Consider the following 2,006-nt stretch of genomic DNA (forward strand, 5'->3'; position numbering starts at 1 on the left):
CACGCGCGCGTGGTGACCGTGCTCGCCGGGCCCAACGGCCGGGCGGCAGCCGAGTTGCTGCCCGGGGTGGACCGGGTGATCGTGTGGCGGGCGCCGTGGATCGCGTACCCGCCGCCGCCCCTGTCCGCCGAAGGCGTCGCCGAACTGCTCGGCCTGCTCGGCGGCGGGGACGCGCGCGGGCGCGGGTACGGGGGCGGGGGCGTGGACGAGGCGGTGATCCTCACCTCGTTCCACCAGTCGGCGCTGCCGCTGGCCCTGCTGCTGCGGCTCGCCGGGGTTCGGCGGATCGCCGCGATCAGCAACGACTACCCCGGCTCGCTCCTGGACGTCCGGCACGTGGTGGACGAGGACGTGGACGTGCCCGAGGCCGAGAGGATGCTGGGCCTCGCCGTCACCGCCGGGTTCGAGCCGCCTCCGGGGGACGACGGGAGGCTCGCCGTACGCCGCCCGCTGCCCGGCGTGAGCCGCTTCGGCCTCGGACCCGGCCCGTACGTCGTGGTCCATCCGGGGGCGTCGGCACCGGCCAGGGCCTGGCCGGCGGAGCGGCACCGGCAGGCGGTCCGCGATCTCGCCGGGGACGGCCACCGCGTCGTCGTCACCGGCACCGGCTCCGAGCGGGAGCTGACCGCCCACGTGGCCGGCGGCGACGCCGTGGACCTGGGCGGGCGGACGACGCTGGCCGAGCTGGCGGCCCTCATCGAGGGAGCCGGCGTGCTGGTGGCCGGGAACACCGGCCCCGCGCACCTGGCCGCCGCCGTGGGCACACCGGTCGTGAGCCTGTTCGCGCCGGTCGTCCCGGCCGCCCGCTGGGCCCCCTACCGGGTGCCCGTCGTGCTGCTCGGCGACCAGGACGCGCCGTGCCGGGACTCCAGGGCGCGCCAGTGCCCCGTATCGGGACATCCCTGCCTCGCGCAGGTCACCAGCGAGCAGGTGGTCAAGGCAGTGAGGGAGCTGATCCGGTGAGAATCGCGCTGATCTCGGAACACGCCGATCCGCTGGCGGCGCTCGGCGGAGTGGACGCGGGCGGGCAGAACGTCCACGTCGCGGCGCTGGCCACCGCGCTCGGGGCCCGCGGCCACAGCGTCGTGGTGCACACCCGGCGTTCGGACCCGGACCGGCCGGCCACGGTGACCATGGCTCCCGGCGTGACCGTCGAGTACGTCAGGGCCGGGCCCGCCGCGCCGGTGCCGAAGGACGAGCTCCCGCCGTACATGCCGGAGTTCACCGAGCGGCTGGCCGCGCGCTGGGCGGCCGACCGGCCCGACATCGCGCACGCGCATTTCTGGATGAGCGGGCAGGCCGCGCTGCTGGCCTGCGGGGACGTCCCGGTCGTGCAGACGTTCCACGCGCTCGGCACCGTCAAGCGGCGCTGGCAGGGCCGCGCCGACACCAGCCCGGCGCACCGCCTGGAGACCGAGCGGGAGATCGGCGAGCGCGCCGCCGCGGTGCTGGCCACCTGCGGCGACGAGGTCGGCGAGCTGCGTGCGATGGGCGTCCCGCGGCAGCGCATCCGGGTCGTGCCGTGCGGGGTGGACCTCGGCGTGTTCCGCCCGGAGGGGCCGGTCGCGCCGCGCCGCGGCGGGCCGCTGGTGCTCAGCATCGGGCGGCTGGTGCCGCGCAAGGGCGTCGACACCGCCATCCAGGCGCTGCGGCTGATTCCCCGCTGCGAGCTGGTGGTCGCCGGTGGCCGTCCCGACGACGACGAGGCCGTGCGGCTGCGCGAGGTGGCCGCCGGGTGCGGGGTGAGCGACCGGGTGCGGGTGATCGGCAGTGTGCCGCGCGAGAAGGTGCCCGCGCTGATGCGCTCGGCCGACGTGGTCGTCAGCGTGCCGTGGTACGAGCCGTTCGGCATGGTGCCGGTCGAGGCGATGGCGTGCGGCGTGCCCGTCGTGGCCTCCGCCGTCGGCGGGCACCTCGACACCGTGGCGGGCTGCGGCGTGCTGGTGCCGCCCCGCCGACCCCGGGCCCTCGCCCGGGCGCTGACAGACCTGCTGGACCACCCGGCC

The 2,006-nt window shown here is 77.1% G+C and carries 2 protein-coding genes; both read left to right on the forward strand.

The window, feature by feature from the left end; all coding sequences use genetic code 11:
• Positions 1-963 (forward strand): glycosyltransferase family 9 protein (locus DQW85_RS23805; RefSeq protein ID WP_162795305.1); only part of this gene is annotated, 963 nt, incomplete at its 5' end.
• The coding region (locus DQW85_RS23810; protein WP_162795306.1) for a glycosyltransferase at positions 960-2,006 on the forward strand (1,047 nt) is incomplete at its 3' end. The genes DQW85_RS23805 and DQW85_RS23810, both read left to right, overlap by 4 nt.

This window comes from Nonomuraea lactucae, from assembly GCF_003313395.1.
GTDB classification, from domain to species: domain Bacteria; phylum Actinomycetota; class Actinomycetes; order Streptosporangiales; family Streptosporangiaceae; genus Nonomuraea; species Nonomuraea lactucae.